Source organism: Noviherbaspirillum sp. (genome assembly GCF_035944575.1).
Lineage (GTDB): Bacteria > Pseudomonadota > Gammaproteobacteria > Burkholderiales > Burkholderiaceae_D > Noviherbaspirillum.
The window spans coordinates 1-26168 of record NZ_DASZBA010000109.1; the positions used below are offsets into that span (position 1 = coordinate 1).

The 26168-nt window shown below is 60.6% G+C and carries 21 protein-coding genes; 12 read left to right on the plus strand and 9 right to left on the minus strand.

Annotation, left to right across the window (positions count from 1 at the left end; all coding sequences use genetic code 11):
- Positions 1–2153 (plus strand): CHASE domain-containing protein (locus tag VGU61_RS06820; RefSeq protein WP_326858354.1); only part of this gene is annotated, 2153 nt, incomplete at its 5' end.
- A 248-nt stretch (positions 2154–2401) separates the two neighbouring features.
- Here VGU61_RS06820 and VGU61_RS06825 read toward each other — a convergent pair.
- Positions 2402–3664 carry an NHL repeat-containing protein gene (locus VGU61_RS06825; RefSeq protein WP_326858355.1) on the minus strand — a complete coding sequence of 421 codons (1263 nt, stop codon included), beginning with the start codon at positions 3662–3664 and terminating at the stop codon, positions 2402–2404.
- 509 nt (positions 3665–4173) lie between these two features.
- Between VGU61_RS06825 and VGU61_RS06830 the strand changes: the two genes are divergently transcribed.
- On the plus strand, positions 4174–4794 hold the full coding sequence (locus VGU61_RS06830) for a hemerythrin domain-containing protein (protein WP_326858356.1): 621 nt from the start codon (positions 4174–4176) through the stop codon (positions 4792–4794).
- Between the two features lie 198 nt (positions 4795–4992).
- On the opposite strand, the gene rfbD is transcribed toward VGU61_RS06830, so the two are convergent.
- The 4 genes from rfbD to rfbB are packed head-to-tail and all read right to left on the minus strand — an operon-like array spanning position 4993 to position 8361.
- Positions 4993–5880 carry a dTDP-4-dehydrorhamnose reductase gene (gene rfbD / locus VGU61_RS06835; protein ID WP_326858357.1) on the minus strand — a complete coding sequence of 296 codons (888 nt, stop codon included), beginning with the start codon at positions 5878–5880 and terminating at the stop codon, positions 4993–4995.
- Positions 5877–6422, minus strand: coding sequence for a dTDP-4-dehydrorhamnose 3,5-epimerase (rfbC, locus tag VGU61_RS06840; RefSeq protein ID WP_326858358.1), 546 nt, complete (start codon positions 6420–6422; stop codon positions 5877–5879). Before rfbC ends, rfbD begins: the two co-directional genes overlap by 4 nt.
- Before the next feature lie 2 nt (positions 6423–6424).
- Positions 6425–7315, minus strand: a complete 891-nt coding sequence (gene rfbA, locus VGU61_RS06845; RefSeq protein WP_326858359.1) for a glucose-1-phosphate thymidylyltransferase RfbA — start codon at positions 7313–7315, stop codon at positions 6425–6427.
- Positions 7316–7317: 2 nt separating this feature from the next.
- A complete protein-coding gene (rfbB, locus tag VGU61_RS06850; protein WP_326858360.1) occupies positions 7318–8361 on the minus strand; it encodes a dTDP-glucose 4,6-dehydratase in 1044 nt (347 codons plus the stop codon).
- Between the two features lie 318 nt (positions 8362–8679).
- On the opposite strand from rfbB, the gene VGU61_RS06855 reads away from it, so the two are divergent.
- The 5 genes from VGU61_RS06855 (at position 8680) to VGU61_RS06875 (ending at position 16952) form a co-directional block, all read left to right on the plus strand.
- Entirely contained in the window at positions 8680–12660 is a 3981-nt protein-coding gene (locus VGU61_RS06855) for an EAL domain-containing protein (protein WP_326858361.1), read from the plus strand.
- Between the two features lie 351 nt (positions 12661–13011).
- Positions 13012–13944, plus strand: coding sequence for a S1C family serine protease (locus VGU61_RS06860; protein WP_326858362.1), 933 nt, complete (start codon positions 13012–13014; stop codon positions 13942–13944).
- 17 nt (positions 13945–13961) lie between these two features.
- Positions 13962–14990 carry a MoxR family ATPase gene (locus tag VGU61_RS06865; RefSeq protein ID WP_326858363.1) on the plus strand — a complete coding sequence of 343 codons (1029 nt, stop codon included), beginning with the start codon at positions 13962–13964 and terminating at the stop codon, positions 14988–14990.
- On the plus strand, positions 14965–15912 hold the full coding sequence (locus tag VGU61_RS06870) for a DUF58 domain-containing protein (protein ID WP_326858364.1): 948 nt from the start codon (positions 14965–14967) through the stop codon (positions 15910–15912). Before VGU61_RS06865 ends, VGU61_RS06870 begins: the two co-directional genes overlap by 26 nt.
- Before the next feature lie 2 nt (positions 15913–15914).
- Positions 15915–16952, plus strand: a complete 1038-nt coding sequence (locus VGU61_RS06875; protein WP_326858365.1) for a VWA domain-containing protein — start codon at positions 15915–15917, stop codon at positions 16950–16952.
- A gap of 269 nt (positions 16953–17221) precedes the next feature.
- Here VGU61_RS06875 and VGU61_RS06880 read toward each other — a convergent pair whose 3' ends face one another.
- Both VGU61_RS06880 and VGU61_RS06885 read right to left on the minus strand, forming a co-directional pair.
- Complete coding sequence (locus VGU61_RS06880) at positions 17222–18139, minus strand: PA2778 family cysteine peptidase (RefSeq protein ID WP_326858366.1); 918 nt, start codon at positions 18137–18139, stop codon at positions 17222–17224.
- Positions 18140–18174: 35 nt separating this feature from the next.
- Entirely contained in the window at positions 18175–18570 is a 396-nt protein-coding gene (locus tag VGU61_RS06885) for a PA2779 family protein (RefSeq protein ID WP_326858367.1), read from the minus strand.
- Positions 18571–19017: 447 nt separating this feature from the next.
- On the opposite strand from VGU61_RS06885, the gene ahpC reads away from it, so the two are divergent.
- The 3 genes from ahpC (at position 19018) to VGU61_RS06900 (ending at position 21858) form a co-directional block, all read left to right on the plus strand.
- On the plus strand, positions 19018–19581 hold the full coding sequence (gene ahpC / locus VGU61_RS06890; RefSeq protein ID WP_326858368.1) for an alkyl hydroperoxide reductase subunit C: 564 nt from the start codon (positions 19018–19020) through the stop codon (positions 19579–19581).
- Positions 19582–19892: 311 nt separating this feature from the next.
- Positions 19893–21470, plus strand: coding sequence for an alkyl hydroperoxide reductase subunit F (gene ahpF, locus VGU61_RS06895; RefSeq protein ID WP_326858369.1), 1578 nt, complete (start codon positions 19893–19895; stop codon positions 21468–21470).
- A gap of 184 nt (positions 21471–21654) precedes the next feature.
- The gene (locus tag VGU61_RS06900; protein ID WP_326858370.1) at positions 21655–21858 is read left to right on the plus strand and encodes a hypothetical protein; all 204 of its coding nucleotides are present in this window, start codon (positions 21655–21657) and stop codon (positions 21856–21858) included.
- 53 nt (positions 21859–21911) lie between these two features.
- Here the strand turns inward: VGU61_RS06900 and VGU61_RS06905 are convergent, their stop codons facing one another.
- Positions 21912–22418, minus strand: coding sequence for a hemerythrin domain-containing protein (locus VGU61_RS06905; protein ID WP_326858371.1), 507 nt, complete (start codon positions 22416–22418; stop codon positions 21912–21914).
- 240 nt (positions 22419–22658) lie between these two features.
- Positions 22659–23984, minus strand: coding sequence for a hemolysin family protein (locus VGU61_RS06910; protein WP_326858372.1), 1326 nt, complete (start codon positions 23982–23984; stop codon positions 22659–22661).
- Between the two features lie 223 nt (positions 23985–24207).
- Between VGU61_RS06910 and VGU61_RS06915 the strand changes: the two genes are divergently transcribed.
- Positions 24208–25353 (plus strand): glycerophosphodiester phosphodiesterase, encoded by a 1146-nt coding sequence (locus VGU61_RS06915; protein ID WP_326858373.1) that lies wholly within the window; start codon positions 24208–24210, stop codon positions 25351–25353.
- A 116-nt stretch (positions 25354–25469) separates the two neighbouring features.
- On the plus strand, positions 25470–26132 hold the full coding sequence (locus tag VGU61_RS06920; RefSeq protein WP_326858374.1) for a lytic transglycosylase domain-containing protein: 663 nt from the start codon (positions 25470–25472) through the stop codon (positions 26130–26132).
- Positions 26133–26168 lie beyond the last annotated feature (36 nt).

The following is a 26168-nucleotide window of genomic DNA, read 5'->3' on the forward strand; positions in this document are numbered from 1 at the left end:
ACTCCTGCCTCACTTCCGCCGCCTGGTGGTCCGGCGTGGCGATATCCCTGGTGCTGCACCTTCTGGTTGCGCAGATCGTCGAAGACAAGGGTCGCGCGCAGTTCGAATACCAGGCCAACAATGCGCAAGTCGCCATCCAGACGCGGGTGCAGTCCTACATGGACGTACTGCGCGGCGCAGCGGCCCTGTTCTACACCCACGATGCGATTTCACGGGAACAGTTTCATTCCTATGTGAAGCAACTGCATCTCGAAGAAGGTTTTCCCGGCATCCGCAACCTTAACTTCGCCCAGCATTTGCCGGCCGTGCAAAAGAATTCCTTCGAGCTCGCGGTCCGGGCCGATACCTCCGTCGATCCGCAGGGCTATCCGCGCTTCGAGACGAAGCCCAACGGCAATCGCCCCCATTACCATGTACTCACCTATCTTGAACCGATGCACGGCAACGCCCGCTTGCTGGGTTTCGATCTGGCGTCGGTTCCCGATAACGCGGAAGCGCTTGCATTCGCCCGCGACAACGACCAGCTGATCTCGTCCGGACGCACGGTCAATATCAACGGCCCCGACCAGCACGCCGGACTGGCGATGCGCATACCGCTGTACCGCCGCGGCATGCCCATCCGGACCGTCGAACAGCGGCGGGCCGCTTTCTACGGATCGGTGGGCGCAAGCTACGATGTGAACCAGTTGCTGCGCGGCGCCGTGGACGCCAATACGCTGCGCAGCATCAACCTGCGCTTGTACGATGCCGGCGGCGTCGGCCATCCCGCGCCGGTGCTCGCCGCCGGGATCACCGATCCGGCGCAGCTGCTGTATGAAAGCGATGCCGCCGACAGCCATCACGTCCGCGACGGCGACATGCGCGCCCTATTCGTCAAGCGGGTGCGGATGACGGTCGGTCCGCGCCTGTGGGAAGCGGAGTTCTCCGCCAGCAAGTCTGCGATGATGGGCGGCTTCGAGCGCTATCTGCCGTGGATTGTGCTGGCGACAGGCGTGCTCGGTTCGGTGCTGCTGTACAGCATTTACTACTCGCTGATCTCGGCGCGCCGGCGTGCGGTGGAGCTCGCCGGCGAGATGACGAAGGATCTGCGCGATAGCGAGGCCAGTCTCGCGGAAGCGCAGCACATGGCACAGCTCGGCAGCTGGGTGCTGGAGCCGGAATCCGGAAAGATGACCTGGTCGGCCGAAACCTACCGCCTGTTCGGCCTCGACAGCTTCGTCCGGCGGCCGGGGTATGACGACTTCCTCAACCGCATCCATCCGGAGGACCGGGGCATGGTGCGGGACGGCTTGCGCAAGTCCATCACGACCGGCAAGGAATTGAATATCGAGCACCGGATCGTGCGGCCCGACCGCACGGTACGCTGGGTGCATGCGATTGCGCGTCCCGGCCATCAGGACCGCAACATCCTGCGCGGCACACTGATGGACATCAGCGAACGCAAGCAGACGGTGGAAGCGCTGAAGCGCTCGCAGGAACTGCTGCGTGACCTCACCGCCCACCAGGACAGGGTGAAGGAAGACGAGCGCAAGCGGATCGCGCGCGAGATCCATGATGAATTGGGACAGACATTGCTGGCGCTTCGTATCGATGTGTCGATGCTTGATGCACGCACGGCCAAGTCGCATCCCAGGCTGAACGAGCGCGTGCGCGACGCGCTGAACCAGCTGGACGCCACGGTGAAAACCATCCGCACCATCATCAACAACCTGCGCCCGTCGGTACTCGACCTTGGCCTCACCGCCGCCATCGAGTGGCAGGTCAACGAGTTCCGGCGCCGCAGCGGCATCGCCTGCGAACTGGTGCTGAGCGATACCGAATATGCACTGGACGACGAGCGCGCCACGACGCTGTTCCGCATCCTGCAGGAATCGTTGACCAATGTGATTCGCCATGCAAACGCCAACCGGGTGCTGATTGAGCTGTACCGCGACGGTAACCGACTGGTCATGAAAATTACGGATAACGGTGTCGGCATTTATCCGGAGCGCCGGAAGTGCGGCAACTCGTTCGGATTGATTGGAGTGGAGGAACGGGTTCATGCATTGCATGGGGAGTTCCGGATCGACAGCGCGCCTGGACACGGGACCGTGCTGACGGTGTTTATTCCGATGGAGACAGGTGGGAAGAGGATGGATACGCGGGCGGCTTGAAGGGGTGGTTGGCCGGTTGCGGCGCCACACCACCTCCTGCATCATTCCCGCGCAGGCGGGAATGACAGGTTACTGCATTACCTGAGACACTCCGTCGCCCTGGATTCTCCCTTGCAGGACGAGTACCGGCAGTGCCATCATTCCAGTGAATGACATGCAGCAGATGGCCAGCCGGAACCAGTCCCGGCGAGTCTCTTCGGAGAGCAACAAGCACTGCATCACCGAAGAAACCCTGCCATTCAATCTTCTCAAAACGGACTATCCCCGCCCCGATCATTACTCCCCTGCTCCCCTTCCCGACCCGCGACAATCGCCGAGCTGCCGTCCGGCGCAATCCGGCGAATAACATGATTCCCGGTATCGGCGACATACAGATTGCCGTTGCCGTCGAGCGCGATGCCCCTCGGATAAGTGAAGCGCGCGGCCGTACCGTCGGCGACCGTGATCCGCAAGGTATCCACCAGGCCGCCGGCCGTCATGCGCCGGATCTTATGGTTGCTGGTATCCGCGACATAGACCACGCTTCCATCGGGAGTGGCGGTGATGCCGGAGGCATTGTAGAAGCGTGCCTGCGCACCGGTGCCATCGGTATCGGTGACGCCGCCGCCCGACGTCGGCTGGCCGGCGAGTGTGGTGACGGTGCCATCGGGTGACACCCTGCGCACGGTGCTCATGTCCCGGCTCAGGATGGGGGACGGAATAAAGAAGGTGTCGGTGACATACAGGTTGCCTGCGCCATCGGTGGTGATGGCGCGCGGTCCGAGGAAGGACGCCGTGCTGGCGCCGTCGCCGGTGCCGCGTGTGCCCTTGATGCCGGCGACCGTGGTGACCGTGCCGGTCGGCGTGATCTTGCGGATCGCATAGTTCCGTGTATCGGCCACATAGACATTGCCTGCTGCATCGGTCGCGACGCCGCTCGGCTGGTTGAAACTCGCCGTTGTGCCGGTACCGTCGGCACTGCCGGCGACGCCGGGCGTACCGGCGAAGGTAACGGTTGCGCCACCTGGCATGATCTTGCGGATCGTGTTGTTGCCGGTGTCGGCGACATAGAGGTTGCCGGCGCGGTCGGCGGCGATGCCTGCGGGTGCGTTGAATGACGCCGCGCTGCCGGTGCCGTCCGCGCTGCCGGTCACGCCGGGCGAGCCGGCGACGGTGGTGACCCGGCCGGAAGGCGCGATCCTGCGGATCGTACCGTTGCCCGCATCGACCACGTAGATGTCGCCGCTTGGCGCGACGGTGATGCCGTCAGGACTATTGAACCGTGCCTGAGGTCCGAGATTCGTCGGAGCGTTCGCCACCAGTGTTGCGGAATTGGCAGATGGTTGCTGCGATGTCGACTGCGGTGTCGAGGGATTGCCTTGCGTCTGCTGGCCAGCCGGCGTCGGGGTGCCCGTCAGAGTAAGCGCGCTATCCGCACCGCCTCCGCCGCCACCGCATGCTGCCAGGAAAGTTGAGAAAACCATGGTTGCAAGACCACGTCCTGCGGGTTGGGTCAGACTAATTTTCGACATCAGGTTCACCTAAAAAAAACATGTTGCGGAACTCCCTGTTCCTATAAGAATCGTTTTTATCCCGATGGCCTTGCCGGAGCCCCTGCGGCAAGTTGGCGCATCAGAGTCTTCACGGTAACGAGATACGCCACGGACACTGTTGACCGCTATCAAATCTATCGGAATGGATACACAGGTGTTGTATTCAGGTATGCGGACCATAAAATTCAGCGGTGATTGCAATGCTTGTTTTTGCGGTAGAGCAGAAGGAAAGTGCGCCCGCGGGAGTACTCTCACCGCCCCATGAAAATGCGTATGCCGCATCAGCAATATTTACAGCAGGTACGCTTGATTCCCTGCGCGCATGTATAAATTGCAAGCGCAGATGCTGAATGTGCAAACGACGATGATGCGCTACTCACAAAACGCCAATATGCGCCTGCATTTGCGGCATATGCGCCTGTGAACCGCTGGGCATATCGCTTGCTTCTATGACGGGTTCATTCCGACAACCCGTTAATGGAGACATCATGAGAACCGCAGACATGACAAGCGACATGAGAACCAACATGAGGTCGCTTACGAATTCACTGTCGCCCAGCATCACCAACATGATCCGCATGGACCACACCAGCGTGCTGGCAACATTTCACCAGTATGAAATCAGCTCCAGTCCGCGCACCAAGAAGGCATTGGTGGACACGGCTTGCATGGCATTGGAAATTCACGCACAGCTGGAAGAGGAGATTTTCTATCCTGCAATGCGCGCAGCGGACACCGACGGCACCGTGATGGAGAAGAGCGTTCCGGAGCACAACGAAATGCGCCGGCTTATCACCAAGTTGCGCGGCATGGAACCAACCGATGCGGAATACGACCAGACTTTCATGGAGTTGATGCGCGATGTGCTGCACCACGTGGCGGATGAGGAAACCACCCTGCTGCCGGATGCGGAACGACTGCTGAAGGATCGCCTCGGCGAACTCGGCATGGAGATGACCAAGCGCCGCATGCAGATCGCCGCGCCACGCGCTGGTGAATTCGCGTCGAACACGCTCCGTGGATTGCCAACCAGTACGATGCTGATGGCTGCCGGTGCGGTGCTCGCCGGCACCTATCTGTTCAGGCGTTCGAACTCGACGCATCATTAAGCGATGCATCGATAGCGTTATTGAAGCTGAAGCGGGATTAGGCGTCACCCCGCTTCAAGGATGAACGCTCGTCGAATGGAAGTCTGTCGTTCGTAAGGATGCGGAATCCGGAGCAGCGTCATCGTTCTGCGGCGTGTCCCCGGATGCCCGTCCTCGCGGGAATGACGAATCATTGCGCAAAGCACTGATGCAATGGCCTCAGCCGGATTGCTGCATGCAGCGCTGCAATGCTTCGTCCCAGCGCGGCGGCATGCACAATCCTTGCAGTTTGCCGGTATCCAGTACCGAATAGCGTGGCCGTGTCGCGACAGTCGGATAGCTGGCAGTGGATACCGGCTCCACTTTCGCTTTCGCGGACAGACCCGCGAGCTCGATGATCCGGCGTGCAAAGTCCGCCCGGCTCGTGCTGCCGATTGCGGTCATGTGCAGCAGGCCACCATGCTCCTTCCACCATTGCGCCGTATTCGGCGCAGCCTGCGCCATGGCGAGAAGTTGCGCAGTCATATCGGCAACGGTACGGCACCAGGTCGGCGTACCGAACTGGTCGTCCACCACACGAAGCGTGTCCTGCGTGCGTGCAAGATGCAGTATCGACCGAAGAAAGTTTCGGCCGCGCATGCCGTACACCCATCCGGTGCGCAGGATCAGGTGCGGAATGCCGGCTGCGACAATCGCCTGTTCGCCGGCGAGCTTGGTGCGTCCGTATGCATTCACCGGACCGACAGGATCCTGTTCACGGTACGGTAAGGATGCTTTGCCATCAAACACATAATCGGTGCTGAAATGCACCAGTGCGGCGCCGATGCGCGCGGCCTCTTCCGCCATCACTGCCGGCGCGTCGGCATTGAGGCGCATCGCCATGGCGGACTCGCTCTCGGCGCGATCGACATCGGTGTAGGCGGCGGCATTGACGATCAGCGCCGGCTTCGTGTTATGAATGAAGCGACGGCATTGCGCCGGATCCGACAGATCGAACCTATCGCGTCCCGGCGCAATGATTTCCGTCGCCGTACCGCCGAGCTTTTGCAGGCTGCGCAGCAACTCGTGTCCCACCTGTCCGGTGGCGCCGGCAAGCAGAATCCTCATTCGAAGACGTCGGCATCGGCCAACGGCGGCGCGTTCCGGTCCTTTTCCGATAGCAGCGGCACACCGGTGAGCGGCCATTTGATGCCGATGGACGGATCGTTCCAGCAGACAGCGCGGGCATGCTCCGGCGCAAAATAGTCGGTGGTCTTGTACAGCACTTCGGCCGCTTCGCTGAGCACCGCAAAGCCATGCGCGAAGCCGGGCGGAATCCAGGTCTGGCGGCGATTGTCGGCGGACAGCACCACGCCGGTCCAGCTGCCGAACGTCGGCGACCTGCGCCGCATATCGACGGCCACATCGAACACTTCGCCCGACACGACGCGCACGAGTTTGCCCTGGGTATGCCTGATCTGGTAATGGAGCCCGCGCACCACATTGCGCAGCGAGCGCGAATGGTTGTCTTGCACGAATCGCGCTTCGATGCCGGTCAGTTCGGCGAAACGGCGCTCATTGAAACTTTCGAAAAACATGCCGCGTTCGTCGACCTTCACGTCCGGCTCGATGATGAAGACCTCGCGCAGCGCGGTTGGAGATATCTTCATGGTCAGAACACCCTTTCGGTAAGGATGCGCATCAGGTAGCGGCCGTACTCGTTCTGCAGCAGCGGCTGCGCCAGCGCTTCAAGCCGGGCGGCATCGATATATCCTTTGCGAAAGGCAATCTCTTCCGGACAGGCGACCTTCAGTCCCTGGCGCTTTTCGATGGTGGCGATGAAGCGCGCCGCATCCAGCAGGGATTCATGCGTGCCCGTATCAAGCCATGCCATGCCGCGCCCCATTACTTCGACATTCAGCATGCTGCGCTCCAGGTAGGTTTGATTGATGTCGGTGATTTCCAGTTCGCCGCGCGCGGAAGGCCGGATGGCGGCAGCGATGTCGCAGACGTGATGATCATAGAAATAGAGTCCGGTCACGGCGTAATTGGACTTCGGCGAGGCCGGCTTTTCGGTGATGCTGATCGCGCGCCGCCCGTCATCGAACTCCACCACGCCGTAGCGTTCCGGGTCCTGCACATGATAGGCGAAGATGGTGGCGCCTTCGGGCCGCGACATCGCCAGCCGCAGTTGCGCATCGAGGTCATGACCGTAGTAGATGTTGTCGCCGAGAATCAGCGCAGACGGGCTGACGTCGATATAGCCGCGGCCGATGAGAAACGCCTGTGCAATACCGCCGGGGGATGGTTGCACCGCGTACTGCAGGTTGATCCCCCACTGGCTGCCGTCACCGAGCAGCGCGTGGAAACGCGGCGTATCCTCCGGCGTGGAAATGAGCAGGATGTCGCGTATGCCGGCGAGCATCAAAGTGGTCAGCGGATAGTAGATCATCGGCTTGTCGTACACGGGCAGCAATTGCTTCGACACGGATGTGGTGACAGGATAAAGCCGTGTGCCATTGCCGCCGGCGAGAACGATGCCCTTGCGTTGTCGGGTTTGCATGTTCATGCGCCGGTACCTTCCGCCGACACCGCCTCGGCAGGAGCAAGCCATTGGGGATGGGCGAGACACCACTCGACCGTCTTCCGGATTCCGGTGTCGAAACTTTCAGCGGGCTTCCAGCCGAGTTCGTGCGCAATCCTGCCCGCATCGACCGCATAGCGCCGGTCATGCCCGGGCCGGTCGGCGACGAAGGCGATCTGCCTGCGGTAGCTGTGACCGTCGGCGCGCGGCGTCAGGCGGTCGAGCAGGTCGCATAGCAGGTTCACGACGTCGAGATTGGTCTTTTCGCTGTTGCCACCGATGTGGTACGTCGCTCCCGGCACGCCACCGGCGAGCACGCTGCGCAAGGCCGCGCAATGGTCGCCGACATACAGCCAGTCGCGCACGTTATGGCCGTCCCCGTACAGCGGCAGCGGCTTGTCCGCCAGCGCATTGGCGATGGTCAGGGGAATCAGTTTTTCCGGAAACTGATAGGGACCGTAATTGTTGGTGCAATGGGTGGCGAGCATCGGCAGGCCATAGGTATGGTGCCAGGCGCGAACCAGGTGATCGCTGGCCGCCTTGGAGGCTGCATACGGACTGTTTGGTGCGTACGGGCTGGCTTCATTGAATGGCGGGTCGCCCGGATCGAGCGATCCGTACACTTCGTCGGTAGACACGTGCAGGAAACGGAAACTGTTCTTTTCCTCTCCAGTCAGGCTTGCCATATACCGGCGCGCCGCTTCCAGCAGGCTGAAGGTGCCGCAGACGTTGGTGGCGATAAAGGCGGCGGGATCCGCGATCGAGCGGTCGACATGGCTTTCGGCGGCGAAATGCACCACCGCACGCGGACGATAGGTATGGAACACGGCGTGCATGCGTTCCTGATCGCCTATATCGGCCTGCATGAAAATGTGCCGTGCATCCTCGCGCACAGCCGACAACTTGGCGATATTGCCGGAGTAAGTCAGCTTGTCGATGTTGACGACCGGCTCGTCGCTATGCGCAAGCCAGTCGAGGATGAAATTGGCGCCGATGAATCCGGCACCGCCGGTGACAAGAATCATGCGAAAAATCTTTCTGCTTCTTGGATATTTGGCTAACTTGAAAGCGTGGCCCGACCGGGATGATTCCAGATGTATTCCGGCAAGCCAAACGGTGATTTTCTCATACCGCCTTGTTTCATAGTGTCTTGCCGGCGGGAAGCGCGACCCTGAACATGAGTCCTCCCGTTATTTTCGTTGCACCGACCAGTTGCGTCACATCGTCTTCATGCTTTCCAGGTATGAGCACGCGCAAGCATCCGTACATCATCAGTATGGAAAATTCGATGTAACTGAACGTTGGTTATTTACCGCGCTCATACTAAAAACCTTGGCTGCCACATGGACGACGATATCCGCAACGAACAAGCCAGACTGGAGGCGCTGAAATCTTTTCAGATCCTTGATACGTCCAGGGAAGAAACATTCGATCGCCTGGCCGCTCTTGCTGCCCGCATTTGTGAAACCCCCATGGCAATCATTACGCTGATCGATGAGGAAAGGCAGTGGTTCAAGGCAACAGTCGGGCTGGATGTGCGGGAAACCGAACGGGCCATCTCCTTTTGCACCTATACAATCCATGCCAAGGATCTGCTTCTGGTGCCTGATGCCACCACCGATCCCCGCTTCCTCGGCAACCCCCTGGTCACGAACCAGCCGGGCATCAGGGCTTATGCCGGCGTACCCCTGATTACTTCCGATGGCTTCGCCATCGGTTCGCTCGCCGTGCTGGACACGACGCCGCGTCAAATGAAAGATGCGCAACTGGCTGCCCTGCATCTGCTGGCGGACCATGTGATGAAGGAATTCGAACTTCGTCTGCGCCGGTTGAATGTCGAACAGCTGCTGGAGGAACGCACCGCCCACGCCGATGCGTACAAGCGCCAGACCAGGCATCTCAATAATGCCCAGCATGTGGCAGGCGTCGGAAGCTGGGAACTCGGACTGGAAAACAATGTGTTGTACTGGTCGGAGGAAACCTACCGCATCTTCGGGGTTGAGCGGGATTTGTTCAAGCCGGACTTCGATGCGCTCATGTCGCTGATCCATCCAGAGGACCGGGCGAAAATGATGACGGCACAGCAGCAGGTACTGCAGGGCGTTCGCCATCTCGACATAGAACACCGCGTCATCCGGCCCGGCGGCGAGATCCGGCATGTACAAGAGCGCGCCGAACTGATCGATGTCGATGGACAACTGGTGTTGTCAGGCACCGTAAGGGATATCACCGTCGAACGGAAAACGCAGGAACATCTGCGCCTGCTGGAGGCATGCATCGCCTGCATGGATGACGTGGTGATGATCACCGAGGCCGAACCCCTGGATGAGCCCGGACCGCGTGTCGTGTTCGTGAACGATGCATTCGAGCGGCGCACCGGTTATCGGCGCGACGAAATCATCGGCAGGTCGCCGCGCCTGCTCCAGGGTCCGAAAACGGCGCGCGCCGAAATACGGACGATGCGCAAGGCGCTGGAGGCGAAATTGCCGGTCGATGTCGAGATCATCAACTACACCAAGGATGGCCGCGAGTTCTGGCTGGAAAACAATATCGTTCCCGTGACGGACGAATCGGGATATGCACGGCATTTCGTCGGCATCCAGCGCGATGTCACGGAGCGCAAGATGCGCATGCTCGAACTGGCCAATACCAACCGGTCACTGCAAATGCTCAGTCGGTGCGCCCAGGCACTCATCAAGGCCGAAAAGGAAGAGGAACTGCTTGTACAGATTTGCAAGCTGGCAGTCGACATCGGCGGTTACAGGATGGCGTGGGTGGGATATGCGCAGGACGACGTGCAATGCAGTATCGTGCCGATGGCATACGCCGGTCCCGACGAAGACGGCAAGTCCTATTTGAACGAACTTCAGCTCAGCTGGGCCGAGAACAACCCCACCGGACAGGGTCCGGGCGGTCGCACAATCCGTACCGGGCGACCGGTCATCCTTGAGGACATCTCCCGTGAGCCCAGCTTTGCGCTCTGGATGTCGTCCGCGCAACGGCGGGGATACCAAGGTGTGATATCGCTTCCCTTGCGAAGCAAGGGCCGCACATTCGGATTTTTCGCCATGTACTCACGCGAAGTCCGTCCGGTGGCCGACAAGGAAATTTCACTACTGCAGGAGCTGGCAGATAACCTGGCGTACGGCATTGGTGCATTGCGGGCCGAAGCGGAAAGGCAGCGAACCCAGACTGCGATGCTGAAGGTGGCAGCAGGCGTTTCAGCAAGCACCGACACCTCGTTCTTCCAGCAGCTTGCCGCCAACATGGCCGACGCTCTGGGTGCAAACGGGACCTTCGTCGCGCGCATCCTGCCCGGCGAGCCACTCACGGTCCGCATCGTGGCGGGCGTGGTTGACGGCGAGCCGGCTGCCGGTTTCGACTATCCGCTTGCCGGCACGCCGTGCGAAACGCTGGCAAGGCAACGCCACTGGATCGTTCCGGATCGTCTTGATGAACGGTATCCGGAATCGGGAAAACTGGGTGAACCGCTCGGCTCGCTGAAAGCGCGCGCCTATGCCGGCAAGCGCCTCGACGATTCCACCGGGCGCACGATCGGCCTGGTGTATGCGCTGTATCGTCAACCGTTGCGGGATACCGGCCTGGTGCTGTCCACCCTGCAGATTTTCGCCGCACGCGCCGCCGGCGAACTGGAACGTCTCGATACCGATATGCGCATTCGCAACCAGGCATCGCTGCTCGACAAGGCCCAGGATGCCATCATGGTCTGCGATACCGCCCACCGTGTGCTGTTCTGGAACAAGGGCGCGGAACGGCTCTACGGGTGGACGCAGGCAGAAACGGTCGGGCAGCAGATCAACGTGCTGCTTGGCGAAGACGAATCAACCTATTTCATGGCCGTAGGCAAGACACTGGTGCAAGGCGAGTGGACCGGCGAAATCGAGCAGCAGAGCAAGGATGGCCGGTTACTGATCGTTGAAAGCCACTGGACCCTTGTCCGGGATGAAAACGGCACGCCGCAATCCATACTCAAAATCAATACCGACATCACGCATCGCAAGGCGAGTGAACGGGAAATCCAGCATCTTGCCTTTTACGATTCGCTGACCCGCCTGCCGAACCGCCTGTTGCTGATCGATCGCCTGCAGCATGCCATCGCAACCGTCGCTCGCAACCGGCATACCGGCGCACTGCTGTTCATCGATCTCGATAACTTCAAGACCCTGAACGATACTCTGGGCCATGATTTCGGCGACATGCTGCTCAAGCAGGTGGCTCAGCGCCTGAAAGCCTGCGTGCGCGACAGCAATACGGTTGCACGCCTGGGCGGCGATGAGTTTGTTGTGCTGCTGGAAGATTTGAGCCCGCATACCAAGCATTCCGTTGCGCAGGCAAAAACCGTCGCTGAAAACATCCTCGCCGCCTTCAGTCATCCCTTCCAGCTCGACAGTCACGAACACAATACGACGCCCAGCATCGGCATCACGTTGTTCAGCGGCAATTCCAGCACCATCGATGAACTGTTAAAGCGCGCCGATCTGGCGATGTATCAGGCCAAGGCGGCGGGCCGCAACACCTTGCGGTTCTTCGATCCCCAGATGCAAACCATCGTCAGCGCCCGCGCTGCGCTCGAAGCCGATTTCCGGCACGGTCTGCTTCACGACGAATTCGTGCTGCATTATCAGACCCAGAGCGACGCCAACGGCCATACGATCGGCGTCGAAGCGCTGGTGCGCTGGCAGCATAAGCGGCGCGGCATGGTATCGCCAGCCGCATTCATTCCGCTGGCTGAAGAAACCGGGTTGATCGTGCGGCTGGGCCAGTGGGTGATTGAAACCGCCTGCGCGCAGCTCGCCACGTGGGCGCGGCAGGAAAAAACTGCCGGTTTAGATGTCTCGGTGAATGTCAGTGCACGGCAGTTCAGGCATCCGGATTTCGTGGACCAGGTGATGGACGCGCTGGAACGCACCGGCGCGAATCCGCAAAAGCTCAAGCTCGAACTGACGGAGAGCCTGCTCCTTGAAAACGTCGAGGAAACCATCGTCAAGATGACAGCGCTGAAAAAGAAAGGCGTCGGATTTTCGCTCGACGATTTCGGCACCGGCTATTCGTCGCTCGCCTACCTGAAACGGTTGCCCCTCGACCAATTGAAAATCGATCAATCCTTCGTCCGCGACGTGCTCACCGATCCCAACGACGCGGCAATCGCGCGCACCATCGTCGCTCTTGGCCGCAGTCTCGGGCTGTCCGTCATGGCGGAAGGCGTGGAGACGATAGCGCAACGGGATTTCCTTGCGCATCATGGCTGTCATGCTTATCAGGGCTTCCTGTTCAGCCAGCCGATGCCGGCGGAGAGGCTGTGACAAAAAATTGAATTCGCACAATAAGCCTCGAAGTGGACCGCGAAGCAGACCTTTCATTCATGCGCAGCGAACGCCAGGGTGTCCGGGTTCCTGGCTCCTCCGGCGAGGCGCATCGGCGAACTGCTTGCATTGCAATAATGAAGACACTCTACTGCCCCGGATTCACGTCTTCACGGAGTTGGCGGGAGAGTAAGGCAAAAGTGTGGTGCATGGCATCACAAAAAAATGCGCTGCGCTCCGGAGCTAAAAACACGCCCTGCACTCGAAGTTTCAAGAACCGGCTGATACACCTCAATACGAGCGTGTTTATGAATGCTACCTTGTACCAACAACCCCGCACCGCCATTCCCCATGCGCCGAACCGCCCTCTATAGCCGTGGCAGCAGACCGGCCGCAGCACAGTCTGCCGAAATCCAGGAACCCTCCCCGGATTCATCCAGAGATACGTCTCGGGAGTCGATCGAAACGCCGGCACGAAAGCCGCGTTCGCGTATCGGCGCCCTGCTGGCCCGCTGGCCGCGCACCGTCTTTGTGCTGTGCGGCGCGCTCGGCGCGGCAATGGTCGCCGCACTATTTGTGGGCATCAATCCCTTGCCCTACAAACTGACCCAGAAGGATATCGATCTCGCCGTCATGCGTACGCTGGAAACGGCGGTGTTGCCTTCGCCCGCGACACGCGCCTATGCCGCCGTCCTGCCGTCGGTCGTGCGCGTCACCGGCTACAACAAGAAAGAGAAAGGCGAAGAGCCGAACGGCGTCGGCACCGGCGTCGTGATCGTCGACAAGGGGTTGATTTTGACCAACCTGCACGTCGTCCAGGGTTCGGAGCGCTTGAAGATCACCTTCGCCAACGGCATGGAAACCGGCGCATCGGTCGTCAATACGCAGCCGGAAAACGATCTTGCCGTATTGCAGGCGGAAACCGTGCCGGATGATCTCGTCGCCGCCACCATGCGTTCCACCGACAAGCTGGTGCCGGGCGACCATGTGTTCGCCATCGGTTTTCCATTCGGCATCGGCCCGTCGCTGTCGGCGGGCGTGGTGTCGGGCCTCAAGCGGAATTACAAATCGCCCGAAGGCGAGCAGGAATTGCGAAACCTGATCCAGTTCGATGCGGCAGCCAATCCGGGCAACTCCGGCGGCCCGCTGGTTACCTCTGAAGGCGAGGTGGTCGGCATCATCACTGCCATTCTCAATCCCACCGAGCAATCGGTATTCATCGGTATCGGCTTCGCGGTACCAATCGAAAACGCGGCGGCCGCAGCCGGCATGCCGCCTTTCTGAACACTGAAAAGGAAACAATGGATACTCAATACGCGAATGGCCAGGGCGGCAACGCCGATGTACCGGCATTGATGGAAAGCATCTTGTATGAAGTGAAGCGGGTTGTCGTCGGCCAGGATCGCTTCCTTGAGCGCGTCATGGTGGCCATGCTTGCGCAGGGACACCTGCTGGTCGAAGGCGTGCCGGGCCTGGCGAAAACCCTGACGGTGAAGACGCTGGCGCAGACGATCCGCGGTTCGTTCAAGCGTATCCAGTTCACGCCGGACCTGGTGCCGGCGGACCTCGTCGGCACGCGTATCTACAACCAGCGCACCGGCGACTTCAGCACGTCGCTCGGCCCGGTATTCACCAACCTGCTGCTGGCGGATGAGATCAACCGCGCCCCGGCCAAGGTGCAAAGCGCATTGCTGGAGGTCATGCAGGAGCGGCAGGTCACCATCGCCGGCGACACGCATCGCGTACCGGAACCCTTCCTCGTCATGGCGACGCAAAACCCGATCGAAACCGAGGGCACGTATCCGCTGCCCGAAGCGCAGGTCGACCGCTTCATGATGAAGGTGCTGGTCGATTACCCGACCGACCAGGAGGAATTCGTGATCGTCGAGCGCGTCACCGGTCCGTCCATCTCGGTCAATTCGGTGGCGACGACCGAACAGCTTCACGCGCTGCAGGCGGAATGCCGCGAAGTGTATGTCGATCCGTCGCTTATCCAGTATGCGGTACGGCTGGTGTCGGCGACCCGCTCACCGGCACGGCACGGCCTGAAGGACATGGCGCGCTTCATCGAGTATGGCGCCAGCCCGCGTGCGACCATCAACCTGATCGAAGGCGCCCGTGCGCTGGCATTCCTGCGCGGACGGCGATATGCATTGACCGACGATGTGAAAGACCTTGCCGCCGATGTATTGCGGCACCGCGTGGTGCTGACCTATGAAGCGCTGTCGGAATCGGTGAGCACCGACAAGGTGATCGAGCAGATCCTCGCCAAGGTAAAGGCGCCTGAAAAAATTCTGGAGTTCCATGCCAAACCTGTCGTCCACGCCTGAGCACCTGCTGCGCCGCCTGGAATGGACGGTGATCCGCCGTCTGGACGGTTTGCTGCAGGGCGATTACCGCACGCTGATGCGCGGCGCCGGCATGGATCTGGCCGACCTGCGCGAATACCAGCATGGCGACGATGTCCGCCATATCGACTGGAACGTGACGGCACGGCTGCAGGTACCCCATGTGCGCGAATTCACCGAGGACCGCGAGATGACCGCCTGGTTTCTACTCGACCTCAGTCCGTCGGTGGACTTCGGTTCCGGCGACGTGCGCAAGCGGGCCGTCTCCGCCGAGTTCGTCGCCATCCTCGCACGCCTGCTGACGCGCCACGGCAACCGCGTCGGCGCGATTCTCTACGGCAGCGGCGTTGAACGGGTCATCCCACCCGGCAGCGGAAGACGGCATGTATTGCATCTTCTCAAGCAGATGCTGGAGCGGCCGGAAGGCACCGCCGGCGGCGAGACGAAACTGCTGGATCTGCTGCATGCGGGCGGCGGCATGGTGCAGCGGCGCTCGACCATGTTCGTCGTGTCGGATTTCATCAGCGCGCCTGGTTGGGAACAGGCGCTGGGCCAGCTGGTACGGCGCCATGAAGTGACCGCGGTGCGGCTGTCCGATCCGCTGGAGAAAGATCTTCCCGACCTCGGCCTGCTGACGCTGGAAGACGCGGAGACCGGCGAGCAATTGCTGGTCGATACCCATGACGCCGGATTTCGCCGGCGCCTGTCCGAACTGGCCGCGGAACGCGAAACGACGCTGCGGCAAACACTGGCGGCAGCCGGCGTGGATACGCTGGAACTGTCGACCGATGACAATCTGATCGAAGCCTTGCTGCGCTTCACCGATCTGCGCAAGCGCCGGGTGCGCGGCAGCGCGGGCAGCGGACTTCCTGCACACTTGCGCCCGGCGCTGATGGAGTCGTAGGCATGAAATTCCTCTGGCCTGAAATGTCATGGTTGTTGCTTCTGCTGCCGATGCTGGTCGGCATTTATGTCCTGATGCTGAAGCGCAAAAAGAAGATGCAGGTGAAGTACGCCAGCCTCGGTCTGGTCAAACAGGCGATCGGCGCGAAGCAGACATGGAAACGTCATGTACCGCCTGCGCTGTTCCTGCTGGGCATCGGCGCGATGCTGTTCGCCGGCACCCGGCCGACGGCGGTGATGACGCTTCCCTCGCAGCAGCAGACGATCATTCTGGCGATCGACGTGTCCGGCAGCATGCGGGCCACCGATGTGAAGCCGAACCGCATGGTCGCGGCGCAGAATGCGGCCAAGGCCTTCCTGAAGGAGTTGCCGTCGCACGTCAAGGTCGGCATCGTCGCCTTCGCCGGCACCGCCGCGGTCGTGCAGGCGCCGACGCTGGCCCGCGACGACCTCGTCAACGCGATCGAGCGCTTCCAGCTGCAGCGCGGCACCGCCATCGGTAACGGCATCGTGCTGTCGCTGGCCGCCCTTTTCCCGGATGCCGGCATCAACCTGGAAGGCGCGGATCAGAAGGAACTGCGCAGCCGCTCAATAGACAAGGCGGGCGAGGCGGAAAAGAAAGATTTCAAACCGGTGCCGCCGGGTTCGAACACTTCGTCGGCGGTCATCCTGCTGACTGACGGGCAGCCGACTACCGGCGTCGATACGATGGATGCCGCCCGCATGGCCGCTGACCGCGGTGTGCGCATCTACACCGTCGGTGTCGGCACGGTGGCGGGTGAAACCATCGGCTTCGAGGGCTGGTCGATGCGGGTGAGGCTGGACGAGGAAACGCTGAAGAAAGTGTCCAACATGACTCATGCGTCCTACTTCTATGCCGGCACCGCCGACGATTTGAAGGATGTCTACGAATCGCTCAGCACGAAGCTCGTGTTCGAGAAGAAGGAAACCGAAATCACCGCGCTGTTCGCGCTGGCCGGCGCCGTGCTGGCAACCCTCGCCGCAGCGCTGTCCATGCTCTGGTTCAACCGCATCGTCTAGCCTGGATTTTTCATCAGGACGCGGAATGATGGCGCGCGAGTGGCGAGGCAGTTTGCGATTCCGTGACAAGCCAATAGCTGGTCTATTGGCGCGAAGCGGAAACGCAAAATGGCCGCAAATCGCACGCCAGCACCCGCGTAGGCCAGCGGTACAATTGGATCTGACTGTAGCAAGCCGCACGCCGATTAAACATACGCCTTCCAGTCAAGTTAAAGGCCGCTCTGGTTAAATATCCAGGTTAGGGTCGTCGCAACCGGTTGCGCAGGCTCTTATAGCTTCGCCTGGATTTGCTTTTGCAGCTCCAGGTAGCGCGGGAGCCTCGTGCCGCCGAGCGCGACCGCCCGGCTGATGGCCGTCGCCGCTTCATTCACCTTCCCCTTATCCAGCAAGGCCTGCGCAAGGTTGTTCCATGCATCGGCGAATTCGGGATGCAGGTTTGCCAGCTTCTGGTACGCCAGGATGGCCGCATCAAGCTGGCCTTGACCGTAGGCGGTATTGCCTGCCCCCAGCCACAGGGTCCGATGCGAAGGCCATCTTTCCAGGCCGGTGGCATAGGCCGTTCCTGCAGCGGCGGGCGCGATGCGCTCCAGGGTCGCCGCCGATGCCGCATAGGCATCCGGCTCGGCGCTTGCCGGCAGACGGGTGGGCGGCAGGAGCAGCATGGCCCATTTGTCGGCCCGCGCCCAGGTGCGTTCAAAGGTGTACAGCGACATCTCCAGCTTCTCGGTACGACCGGAATGGAGCTGCAGGATATTGGTGTCGCGGTCGAATCCGATCACGACGGCGTAGTGCCATACGGGTGCAAACGAGAAGGAGAGATTCTGCAGGACGATCACCGGATTGCCGGCCGCGATTTCCTGCAGCAGCGTTTCGATGTTGGGTTGAAGCCTGTACGGCAGCAGGCCATGGCGCCGTCCGGCGGCAAACATTTCTACCTGGAGCGAGCCTTGGCGTCCCGGCACGTAGACCTGGTCGGCGAGTTGCTCCGGCTGCAGGCGCGCGCCGGCGGCGCCGGCCGCCATGGCCAGCGCGGCGGGTCCGCAGTGGTAATCCTCCTGCGGATAGAACGGAACGCCTGCAATCAGGGCCGATGCCGGCAGCGCATCAGGCCAGCGCTGCTGCAGCGACGCCATCTGCGGCGTTGCGCAGCCTGCCAGCAAGGCAACGCCGCAGACAAGGGCGGCCACAGTCGAGGCCGCCTTTCGTCGTGGCGCGTTGCGGATCATCGAACCGAGCGGGTGAACGGGAAGATTTTCGTGAAGCCGAGGATGTCGGTCACCAGCAGGATGATGAAGACGGTGAACAGAACGCCGAGGACATCGCCGCCGGCGGGCATCTGGTCGATGCGGCCGGCCAGTTGCTGTACTTCCTCGTCGGACAGCGTGCCGACGCGGTCGATCGCAGCCTGCGGATCCACGCCCTGTGCTTCAAGCGATTTGCGTATGTCGTCCCGCGCCAGGAAGCCGGTGATGCGCTCGCGCTCGGCTGTCGTACCCGCCGTGATCGTGCCGGTCGCCTCTTCGGTCGAGACAATCGCCGCGAAAGCCTGCATCGGCAGGGTGATGCTGGTCAGGCATACGATCAGGAAGGACGCAATAAATCGTTTGAAGTGGGACATGTTTTTCTCCAGGAAGAGGGATCGAAGCGAAGATGAATGGCAAATGGAAATACGCCGTTGTCGCGCGGCAATAAGTACTGACGTCGACACGGCGCAGTTCAAGTTAGGTTGTACTAAGTTTTGCCCCTCTGATGTTGATGGATATCAGTGCTGACGACTAATGTTGAACATTTTGCTATCATTTGGCCCCGGATTTCGCATGCCGCCAAGGCGGAATCCGATAATGAATTCGCTTTTTCGACGAACCGGAACTCGCAGAGGAACCGGACATCGTATCGACTCTCATATCTCGACTTGAGTCGGAACGTCCGGCTCGTTCCCGGCTTGGTTCGCAATTGCGAATATAAAGTCGCTATGCCATCTATAAATACTATTAATTTCTATAGTTCATAGATCGCTGCTATCATTCATCTATCCATTTTCATCAACCAAGACGAGAGAGTATCTATGTCCCTGATCAATACCCAAGTCAAACCTTTCACCGCCACCGCATATCACAACGGCAAATTCGTGCCGGTGACGGATGCCGATCTGAAAGGCAAATGGTCCGTGGTGTTTTTCTACCCTGCCGACTTTACTTTCGTCTGCCCCACCGAGCTGGGCGACCTCGCCGACAACTATGCGAAATTCCAGGAGCTCGGCGTTGAAATCTACGGTGTGTCGACTGACAGCCACTTCACCCACAAGGCATGGCACGACACATCCGAAACCATCGGCAAGCTCCAGTATCCGATGATCGGCGATCCGACCGGCACGATCACCCGCAATTTCGACGTGATGATCGAAGAAGAAGGCATGGCACTGCGCGGCACGTTCGTCATCAATCCGGAAGGCCAGATCAAGCTGTGCGAAATCCATGACAACGGCATCGGCCGCGACGCCTCGGAACTGCTGCGCAAGGTGCAGGCAGCGCAATACGTCGCGTCGCACCCGGGCGAAGTCTGCCCGGCCAAGTGGACTCCAGGCGCAGAAACGCTGGCTCCATCGCTGGAGCTGGTGGGCAAGATCTAAGTATTACAGCGGCGTAGCGGCAGGACGTCCAAGTTTTCAACACCGCCTCACGGTTCCCTCCCCCTCGCAGGGGGAGGGTTAGGGTGGGGGTAGTGAGGTCGAGCAATTGCATGCAGTTGTTCAACCTTCACACCCTACGCGGGCCGCCCCATCCCAATCTTCCCCCTGAAAAGGGGGAAGGAGCCGGCAAGTTGTTCATTTAATCAGTACCACTCCCCGATCAGCAAAATCGGCCGCAGCTCCATGCTGATCCGGCAGTGGCACTGCACACCCTGAAATAGCGTATCAACCAACACGAAAGCGAGATTGCCATGCTGGATGCAAACCTGAAGAATCAACTCAAAGCCTATCTCGAAAAAGTTACCCAGCCCGTCGAGCTCACCGCATCGCTCGATGACGGCGATAAATCCCGCGAGATGCTCGCGCTGCTGAAAGAAATCACCGAACTCTCGCCCCGCATCACGCTGACCGAACGGCGCGGCGATGGCGAACGCACGCCTTCCTTCTCGGTCAACCGGGTCGGCAGCAACATGGGCATCCGTTTCGCCGGCATTCCGATGGGCCATGAATTCACATCGCTGGTGCTCGCGCTTCTGCAAGCCGGCGGCCATCCGCCGAAAGTGGAAGCCGATGTGCTCGACCAGATCCGCAACCTCGAAGGCGAATTCCTTTTCGAGACTTACATATCGCTCTCCTGCCAGAACTGCCCGGACGTGGTGCAGGCATTGAACCTGATGGCCGTGGTCAATCCGAACGTGCGCCATGTCATGATCGACGGCGCGCTGTTTCAGGATGAAGTGAACGAGCGCCAGATCATGTCGGTGCCGACGATCTTCCTGAACGGCCAGAATTTCGGCCAGGGCCGCATGGGCCTGGAAGAGATCCTCGCCAAGCTCGATACCGGCGCCGCGCAGCGCGACGCCGCGAAGATCGCGAAGAAAGACGTATTCGACATGCTGGTCGTCGGCGGCGGTCCTGCCGGCGCCTCGGCAGCAATCTATTCCGCCCGCAAGGGCATCCGCACCGGCGTGGTGGCGGAACGCTTCGGGGGCCAGGTGCTGGATACCATGGGCATCGAAAACTTCATTTCCGTCAAGGAGACCGAAGGACCGAAGCTGGCGGTCGCGCTGGAGCAGCATGTGAAGGAATACGACGTCGACATCATGAACCTGCAGCGCGCAACCGCATTGGTGCCGGGTGACGTCATTGAAGTCAAACTGGCGAGCGGCGCCAGCGTCAGGGCGAAAACCGTCGTGCTGGCCACCGGCGCACGCTGGCGGCAGATGAACGTGCCGGGCGAAGATCAATACCGCAATCGCGGGGTTGCCTATTGCCCGCACTGTGACGGTCCGCTGTTCAAGGGCAAGCGTGTCGCGGTGATCGGCGGCGGCAATTCCGGCGTGGAAGCGGCCATCGACTTGGCGGGCATCGTCGCCCATGTCACGCTGCTGGAATTCGACAGCCAGCTGCGTGCGGACGCGGTACTGCAGCGCAAGCTGCACAGCCTGCCGAACGTCACGGTCATTACGCAAGCGCAGACCACCGAGGTGACCGGCGACGGCGCGAAGGTTAACGGATTGCGCTACACCGACCGCAAGAGCGGCGAATCGCGCCACATCGAACTGGAAGGCATCTTCGTCCAGATCGGCTTGCTGCCGAACACCGACTGGCTCAAGGGAACGGTGGCACTGAGCAATCGCGGTGAAATCGAAGTTGATGCGCGCGGCCAGACCTCGGTGCCGGGCGTGTTCGCGGCAGGCGATGCGACGACGGTGCCGTACAAGCAGATCGTGATCGCGATGGGCGAAGGATCGAAAGCAGCGCTGAGCGCATTCGATCACCTGATCCGCACGACGGCGCCGAAGGAGGATGTTGCGATCGCAGCATAGTGTCGCGGCCCTGGTCTTCCGGCCTGATGATGACATGCAGCAAGAAAACGCCGGCTATCCATGCCGGCGTTTTCTTGCCTGGAAGAACTGAACTTTTTATTCTCATCCCCTTGTGCCGCATCAAGCGATGCCGGACAGGAGTTCGTAACCTGTAGTCCATCCTTCCGAAGCAGGCATGGCACCGATGAGCGAACCCACCAGCGGCAAGGAAAAGGTGCGGGAGTACATGGAACGGCGACAGAACGAACGCCGCAATGATGCACGCTCGCCATTGCACGACCCCGAGCAGATCCGGCGTGAAATCGGATGGGACTGCGTCGAACGAAGGAAGCAGGATCGTCGTGACAATGATGGCGGCAATGGGGGCAATAGCGGCGGCAACAACTGACTGCGTCGTCGCGAAACGATACCTGCTCCTGCTTATTCGCTTCGCTTGCTGACTTAGACCCGCAAACCGGGTGCGACCGGCTTTTGCATGCGATCGGCGATCAGCGTGATTTCCAGCGTCTGCATTTCATTTCCGATCGCGGTCAGGTCCATGTTTGCCTGTGCCACCTTGGGAAACAGTTCCTGCTCCTCCGATTCGATGTGCGCAAGGATTGCGTCTGCCAGCTGACGATAAAGTTGCGGCGCGAGCGGATCGTCGTCATCCATCAATCGCAAGGTTTCGATCAGCCGGGTGGCCTGATCATGCTCCTGTTCGCACCGGTCGATGAGCGACGGGTCAGCCTCGCGCACTCGAGGATAGAAGACCCGTTCCTCGATCGCCGCGTGCATGTCCAGCAGCAACAAAACGTGCCGGCCCAACCCTTTCTTTTCATCCGCATCCTGCGCCTGAAAATACCGCTCGAATAATTCCCTGACGAAGCGGTGATCGGTCTTGAGCGCTTCCATCGGTTGATCCACCGGAAAGTCCCCGCGTTGGTACGCACTGAAATCCATGTCCATGTACTGCTCCTTGCTGAAGATAGAGGGACATTGGAGTGTAGAGTGCCGCACTTTGATTGCAAGGCCTCTTTGCTTGATGGTTTTCAAGCGTTATGAGGAACTTCAGGCACGTGATTTCGCTGTGAAACAGCATACGCAAATACATGGATGATTCCGAACGGCACGCCGGGCTGCTTATCCCGGTCCGGCCATATGGCGTTTCAGGCACCCGATAGCCGGCCACCTGAAGCCCGGCCGGCCTTATTCTGCCGGCGTTTCGGAAAGATCGGCCGATTCAATCTTCGACACCAGCAGGCGATCGATGCGGTTGCGATCCATGTCGACCACCTCGAAGCGGTAGCCATCCCATTCGAAATGTTCGGCGGTGTTCGGGATACGGCCGAACTGGGTGAGCACGAAGCCGGCGAGCGTGTGGTAGGTACCGGAGGATTCTTCCGGAAACCGGGCCTCGGTCTGCAGCAGCTCGCGGAACCGGTCGAAGGAGACGCCGCCATCGATCAGCCAGCTTCCATCGTCCCGCTGTACCGCGTCGGCTTCCTGCTGCTCATCGATAACGGAGACGTCGCCCACCAGCGCGCCCATCACGTCGCTTAATGTGACCATGCCCTCGATCTCGCCGTATTCATCGACCACCAGTGCCAGTTCGGCGCGGTTCTTCTTCAGTGCCTCCAGGAGCTGCATGCCGCTGAGGGATTCGGGCACATACAACGGTGGCTTGGTGACCGCGGCGATATCGATATTGGACAGGGATTTGCTGCGGATCGATTGTTCGAACAGATCGCCGGCGTGGACGATGCCGATGACCTGCGAACGGTCGCCGTCGCACACCGGAAAGCGGCTGTAGGGACTATCGGCGATCCTGGCGAGATTCTTCTCGACAGTGTCGTTGAGATCAATGAATTCGAGATCGGTGCGCGGCGTCATCAACGCGGCCAGACGCTGGTCGTCGAGCCGCAGGGCCCGGGTCACGATGTCGTGCTCGGTCTTTTCGAACAGGCCGGCGTCGGTCCCCTCTCTCAGCATGCCGGTGATGTCCTCTTCCGTCACCGCGCTATCCGTCGTTTTGTGCAATCCCAGCAGACGCATGATGAATTCCGTAGCGACCGACAGGATCTTGACGAACGGCCCCATGACGCGGGACAGCCATTGCATCGGCACGGAGATCAGCGTGGCGACCGTTTCCGGGTATTGCATCGCGATGCGCTTGGGTACCAGTTCGCCGAGGATGATCGATGCGAACGTGATGCCGATGACAACGATGGCGAGCGCGATTTCACGCGCATAGTCGGCAATCACGGCAACAGTCGCGATGTTCGGTGTCAGCCGTTCCACCAGCGAAGCTTCACCGAAGGCGCCGTTGAAAATGCCGATCAGGGTGATACCCACCTGGACCGTGGAGAGAAACCGGCTCGGGCTGTCCGCGAGCTGCAGGGCGGCACGTGCGCCGCGGCTGCCGTTTTCTGAGAGTTTTTCCAGCCGCATGCGTTTGGAGGAAACGATGGCCAGTTCGGACATGGCGAAAACGCCGTTGAGAAGAATGAGACCCAGGATAATTAATATATCCACCGAGGTAGAACGACACGGTTATCCCGTCAGTTCCGGTTGTTGAAGAACCGGTATTGTACTCGGGCGACATGGCATTCGAAATAAGATGACTAAATGATAATTCCTTAGTGCAACATTCATGCGGCCGCACTTGCGCCGATACATCAACATCCCGCGCTGATGACATCGCGGCGTAACAATGGTTATCAATAATGTGACTCCTTCTTAGCCATGGGACGACATCATGAAGTTGCTCTTGAACATCGTTTTGACGGCAGGCGCTTTCAGCCTGTTTCCATTGACGGCACAAAGCGCCGATGCAGGCCATAAGGATGCTCATCCGGCCAAACACACTAAGGCACATGCAAAAGACCGCCTTCCTGCCAAGCTGGTACTGGCGCATCGCGGCGCGAGCGCATTGCGGCCGGAACATACCATCGAGGCCTATGCCAAGGCGATCGAGGACGGCGCGGACGTCATCGAGCCGGATCTGGTCATTACCAGGGACGGCGTGCTTGTCGCCCGGCATGAGAATGAAATCTCCGGCACGACCGATGTCGCGGACCGGCCGGAATTCGCCGGCCGCAAGACCACCAAGCTGATCGATAACGTCGCGATCACCGGCTGGTTCACCGAAGACTTCACGCTGGCCGAACTCAAGACGCTGAAGGCAAAGGAACGCATCCCGCGCAACCGTCCCGCCAACACCCAGTACGACGGCCAGTTCCGGATTCCGACGCTGCAGGAAGTCATCGACCTCGCGCAGAGCAAATCCCTGGAAACAGGACGCACCATCGGCATTTACCCGGAAACCAAGCACCCGAGCTACTTCAAGTCGATCAACCTGCCGCTCGAAAAGCGCCTGGTCGATACCCTGCATGCCAATGGCTATCGCGGCCGGAAAGCGCCAGTGTTCATCCAGTCGTTCGAGGTGGCCAATCTGAAGGAAATCCGCGCCATGACCGGCCTGCCGATCGTCCAGTTGCTGTCGGGTTCCGGCAAGCCGGAGGACTTCCGCCTGTCCGGCGACAGCCGCACCTATGCCGATATCGCCACGCCCGCCGGGCTGCTGGAAGTCGCGACCTATGCCGATGGCATCGGTCCATCCAAGGAAATGGTCATTCCGCGTGACCGCGCCAACAACCTGGCCGCGCCCACCGCGCTGGTACGCGACGCACATGCCGCCAAGCTGCTGGTGCATCCGTACACGTTCAGGCCGGAAAACCCCTTCCTCCCGGCAAACCTGCGCAAGGGTGACCCGGCATCGCCGTCGCAGCGCGGCGACATGGCGGCGGAGATCACCGCCTTCCTGGAAGCCGGGGTCGACGGATTCTTCACCGACGATCCGGCGATCGGCAGGTCGGCATTGGATGCCTTCCTGAAAAAGTAAGCGCCGGCATCCTCCCAAGACCGTTGCGGTGGTTCCCGGAACCTCGCAACGGTCAAATTAATGCTTGCAGGAAACTCTGGTGCCGAAGTATCGTACCGGTAGTCAGGGAGAATGCAATGAACTCCATTAGAAGGAGTGCCGCGCACAAAAGCGGCGCCGCGACCATGCGGCAAGTCTTATTCGGTATCGCGCTATGCAGCATGGCGACCACACATGCCGAAGACCTCAAGATTTACCGGTCGTACGATGGCCAGGTTCCAACCTATTCCGATCGGCCGATCAACAAGACATCGCAGGTCTTCGCCCGCTTCGACGGCAACCGGCTGTGGCCGCGCGCCGGAACCGGGCCGGTTTCGCTCCCCCAGCTCACCGCCCGCCGCACGGCCCTGGACCCGCTGGTGCAGCGCGTCGCCACGGCCCATGGCCTCCAGCCGGCACTACTCAAGGCGATCATCGAAGTCGAATCCGGATTCAATTCCCGTGCCCTGTCACCCAAGGGCGCGGTTGGGCTGATGCAGGTGATGCCGGCCACCGCCGCTCGCTATGGGCGGTTCGATCTGTATTCCCCGGAGCAGAATGTCGACGTCGGCGCACGCTACCTGCGCGATCTGCTAGGAATGTTCGGCGGCGACGTGCAGCTTGCGGTGGCGGCCTATAACGCCGGAGAAAATGCGGTGATCCGGCACGGACGCAGGGTGCCGCCCTATTCCGAGACTATCAAGTACGTGCCGATGGTGCTGGACAGATACAAACGCTTCCAGGGACAGGCGGGGCCCTGACGCCGGCACGGGTGCGCGCCTCCGGCGGAGCCGGGC

Coding starts and splice junctions, on each gene's coding strand:
- VGU61_RS06825 (WP_326858355.1), bottom strand. CDS start 3,664: ATGTCGAAAATTAGTCTGACCCAACCCGCAGGACGTGGTCTTGCAACC.
- VGU61_RS06830 (WP_326858356.1), top strand. CDS start 4,174: ATGAGAACCGCAGACATGACAAGCGACATGAGAACCAACATGAGGTCG.
- rfbD (WP_326858357.1), bottom strand. CDS start 5,880: ATGAGGATTCTGCTTGCCGGCGCCACCGGACAGGTGGGACACGAGTTG.
- rfbC (WP_326858358.1), bottom strand. CDS start 6,422: ATGAAGATATCTCCAACCGCGCTGCGCGAGGTCTTCATCATCGAGCCG.
- rfbA (WP_326858359.1), bottom strand. CDS start 7,315: ATGCAAACCCGACAACGCAAGGGCATCGTTCTCGCCGGCGGCAATGGC.
- rfbB (WP_326858360.1), bottom strand. CDS start 8,361: ATGATTCTTGTCACCGGCGGTGCCGGATTCATCGGCGCCAATTTCATC.
- VGU61_RS06855 (WP_326858361.1), top strand. CDS start 8,680: ATGGACGACGATATCCGCAACGAACAAGCCAGACTGGAGGCGCTGAAA.
- VGU61_RS06860 (WP_326858362.1), top strand. CDS start 13,012: ATGCGCCGAACCGCCCTCTATAGCCGTGGCAGCAGACCGGCCGCAGCA.
- VGU61_RS06865 (WP_326858363.1), top strand. CDS start 13,962: ATGGATACTCAATACGCGAATGGCCAGGGCGGCAACGCCGATGTACCG.
- VGU61_RS06870 (WP_326858364.1), top strand. CDS start 14,965: ATGCCAAACCTGTCGTCCACGCCTGAGCACCTGCTGCGCCGCCTGGAA.
- VGU61_RS06875 (WP_326858365.1), top strand. CDS start 15,915: ATGAAATTCCTCTGGCCTGAAATGTCATGGTTGTTGCTTCTGCTGCCG.
- VGU61_RS06885 (WP_326858367.1), bottom strand. CDS start 18,570: ATGTCCCACTTCAAACGATTTATTGCGTCCTTCCTGATCGTATGCCTG.
- ahpC (WP_326858368.1), top strand. CDS start 19,018: ATGTCCCTGATCAATACCCAAGTCAAACCTTTCACCGCCACCGCATAT.
- ahpF (WP_326858369.1), top strand. CDS start 19,893: ATGCTGGATGCAAACCTGAAGAATCAACTCAAAGCCTATCTCGAAAAA.
- VGU61_RS06900 (WP_326858370.1), top strand. CDS start 21,655: ATGAGCGAACCCACCAGCGGCAAGGAAAAGGTGCGGGAGTACATGGAA.
- VGU61_RS06905 (WP_326858371.1), bottom strand. CDS start 22,418: ATGGACATGGATTTCAGTGCGTACCAACGCGGGGACTTTCCGGTGGAT.
- VGU61_RS06915 (WP_326858373.1), top strand. CDS start 24,208: ATGAAGTTGCTCTTGAACATCGTTTTGACGGCAGGCGCTTTCAGCCTG.
- VGU61_RS06920 (WP_326858374.1), top strand. CDS start 25,470: ATGAACTCCATTAGAAGGAGTGCCGCGCACAAAAGCGGCGCCGCGACC.